Origin of the sequence: Kitasatospora sp. NPDC127121 (assembly GCF_042677305.1) — a bacterium.
Lineage (GTDB): Bacteria > Actinomycetota > Actinomycetes > Streptomycetales > Streptomycetaceae > Kitasatospora.
The window spans coordinates 1-3,482 of sequence record NZ_JBHXTQ010000162.1; the positions used below are offsets into that span (position 1 = coordinate 1).

Sequence of the window (3,482 nt, forward strand, 5' to 3'; positions counted from 1 at the left end):
TCTCCCAGGGGAGGACGGGGGCCGCGGGCGTCGGTGCTCCAGCGCTTCGGGGCCTCAGGGCCTCAGAGCGAGTAGACCTCTTCGATCAGCGCCTGCTGCTCGGCGGCGTGCCGCTTGGCCGAGCCGACCGCCGGGGACGAGGCCGTCGTGCGGGCGACGCGGCGCAGCCGCGAGCCGTTGGCGCTGCGGCCGACGACGACCTGGAGGTGGTCGACCAGGTTCATCGCGATGAACGGCCAGGCGCCCTGGTTGTCCGGCTCCTCCTGCGCCCAGACGAACTGGACGTCGTCGCCGTAGCGGGCGAGCTCCTCCTGGAGCTCGGCCACCGGCAGCGGGTAGAGCCGCTCGACCCGGACGATCGCGGTGTCGGTGACGCCGCGCTCGGTCCGGGCCGCCGCCAGGTCGTAGTAGAACTTGCCGGCGGTGATGACGACCTTGCGCACCTGCGCCGGGTCGACGGTGTTGTCACCGATGACCGGGCGGAAGGAGCCGGACAGGAACTCCTCGGTCGCACTCGCCGCGGCCTTGAGACGCAGCATCGACTTCGGGGTGAAGACGACCAGCGGCTTGTGGTGCGGGTTGTGCGCCTGCCAGCGCAGCAGGTGGAAGTAGTTCGACGGCAGGGTCGGCATGGCGACCGTCATGTTGTTCTGCGCGCACAGCTGCAGGAAGCGCTCCGGGCGGGCGGACGAGTGGTCCGGGCCCTGGCCCTCGTAGCCGTGCGGCAGCAGCAGGGTGACGCCCGAGTGCTGGCCCCACTTCTGCTCGGCGGAGGCGATGTACTCGTCCACCACGGTCTGCGCGCCGTTGACGAAGTCGCCGAACTGCGCCTCCCACATGACCAGCGAGTTCGGGCGGGTCAGCGAGTAGCCGTACTCGAAGCCCATCGCCGCGTACTCCGACAGCAGGCTGTCGTAGACGGTGTAGCGGGCCTGGTCCTCGGTGAGGTACTGCAGCGGGGTGTAGTCCTCGCCGGTGTTGCGGTCGATCAGGACGGCGTGCCGCTGGCCGAAGGTGCCGCGGCGGCTGTCCTGGCCGGCCAGGCGGACCGGGTGGCCCTCCATGAGCAGCGAGCCGATGGCGAGGGTCTCGCCCGTCGCCCAGTCGATGGTGTTGTCCTCGACGGAGGCGGCGCGGCGCTGGAGCTGCGGCAGCAGGCGCGGGTGGACGGTCAGCCAGTCCGGCAGGTTGACCTGCGAGGCGGCGATCCGCTTGACCATCTCCTGGGAGATGCCGGTCTGGATGTTGACCGGGAAGTCGGCGACCGGCTTGCCGGCGATGGCCGGGGCGGGGGTCTGGGCGGCGTCGCGGACCTCGGCGAAGACCTTCTCCAGCTGGCCCTGGAAGTCCTGGAGCGCCTGCTCCGCCTCTTCCATGGTGATGTCGCCGCGACCGATCAGGCCCTCGGTGTACAGCTTGCGCACCGAGCGCTTCTTGTCGATCAGGTCGTACATCAGCGGCTGGGTGAACGACGGGTTGTCGGCCTCGTTGTGACCGCGGCGGCGGTAGCAGATGAGGTCGATCACGACGTCCTTGTGGAACGCCTGGCGGAACTCGAAGGCGAGCCGCGCGACGCGGACCACGGCCTCCGGGTCGTCGCCGTTCACGTGGAAGATCGGGGCCTCGATCATCCGGGCCACGTCGGTGCAGTACATCGAGGAGCGCGAGGACGCCGGGGCGGCGGTGAAGCCGACCTGGTTGTTGACCACCAGGTGGATCGTGCCGCCGGTGCGGTAGCCGCGCAGCTGCGACATGTTCAGGGTCTCCGCGACGACGCCCTGGCCGGCGAAGGCCGCGTCGCCGTGGATCTGGATCGGCAGCACCGGGAAGGTGGTGCCGCCCTGGTCCAGGATGTCCTGCTTGGCGCGGGCGATGCCCTCGACGACCGGGTCGACCGTCTCCAGGTGGGAGGGGTTCGCGGCGAGCGAGACCTTGATGGTCTCGCCGTCCAGGCCGGTGAAGGTGCCCTCGGAGCCGAGGTGGTACTTCACGTCGCCGGAGCCGTGCATCGACTTCGGGTCGAGGTTGCCCTCGAACTCGCCGAAGATCTTGCCGTACGGCTTGCCGACGATGTTGGCCAGCACGTTCAGGCGGCCGCGGTGGGCCATGCCGATGACGGCCTCGTCGAGGCGGTGCTCGGCGGCGGCGTCGATGGTGGCGTCCAGCAGCGGGATGAGCGACTCGCCGCCCTCCAGCGAGAAGCGCTTCTGCCCGACGTACTTGGTCTGCAGGAAGGTCTCGAAGGCCTCGGCCGAGTTCAGCCGGCGCAGGATGCGCAGCTGCTCCTCGCGCTCGGGCTTGGAGTACGGCTTCTCCAGGCGCTCCTGCAGCCACTTGCGCTGCTTCGGGTCCTGGATGTGCATGTACTCGACGCCGACGGTGCGGCAGTACGTGTTGCGCAGCAGGCCGAGGATGTCGCGGAGCTTCATCATCTTCTGGCCGCCGAAGCCGCCGACCGCGAACTCGCGCTCCAGGTCCCACAGGGTGAGGCCGTGGGTGGTGACGTCCAGGTCGGGGTGCTTGCGCTGCTTGTACTCCAGCGGGTCCGTGTCGGCCATCAGGTGGCCGCGCACACGGTACGCGTGGATCAGCTCCATGACGCGGGCGGTCTTGTTGACCTCGTCGTCGTGGGTGGTGGCGACGTCGGTGGCCCAGCGGACCGGCTCGTACGGGATCCGCAGCGACTCGAAGATCTCGTCGTAGAAGCCCTTCTCCCCGAGGAGGAGGCGGTGGATCTCGCGCAGGAACTCGCCGGACGCCGCGCCCTGGATGACGCGGTGGTCGTAGGTCGAGGTCAGCGTCATGATCTTGGAGACGCCCAGCCGGGACAGGGTCTCCGGGGCGGAGCCCTGGAACTCGGCCGGGTACTCCATGGCGCCGACGCCGACGATGGTGCCCTGGTTCTGCATCAGGCGCGGCACGGAGTGCACGGTGCCGATGCCGCCGGGGTTGGTCAGCGAGACCGTGACGCCGGTGAAGTCGTCCATGGTCAGCTTGTTGGCGCGGGCCCGGCGGACGATGTCCTCGTAGGCCTGCCAGAAGCCGAAGAAGTCGAGGGTCTCGGCCTTCTTGATGGCCGCGACGACGAGCTGGCGGTCGCCGTTCGGCTTGACCAGGTCGATGGCCAGGCCGAGGTTGACGTGCTCGGGCTTGACCAGGAAGGCCTTGCCGTTCTCCACCTTGTAGCTGTAGTTCATGCCCGGGGCGGCCTTGATGGCCTGGACCAGGGCGTAGCCGATCAGGTGGGTGAAGGAGACCTTGCCGCCGCGGGCGCGCTGCAGGTGGTTGTTGATGACGATGCGGTTGTCGATCAACAGCTTCGCGGGCACCGCGCGGACCGAGGTCGCGGTCGGCACCTCCAGCGAGGCGTCCATGTTGGTGGCGACGGCCTTGGCCGGGCCGCGCAGCTGGATCAGCTCGGGGCCGGCGGGCGCGTCCGCCGCGGCGGCGGCCGGAGCGGCCGCAGGGGCCGGGGCGGCGGC

At 69.8% G+C, this 3,482-nt stretch carries 1 protein-coding gene; it reads right to left on the minus strand.

Going from position 1 to position 3,482, the window contains the following annotated elements; genetic code table 11:
* Positions 1–62 precede the first annotated feature (62 nt).
* Positions 63–3,482: multifunctional oxoglutarate decarboxylase/oxoglutarate dehydrogenase thiamine pyrophosphate-binding subunit/dihydrolipoyllysine-residue succinyltransferase subunit (locus ACFVHI_RS37095; protein ID WP_380346459.1), on the minus strand; the 3,420-nt coding region annotated here is incomplete at its 5' end.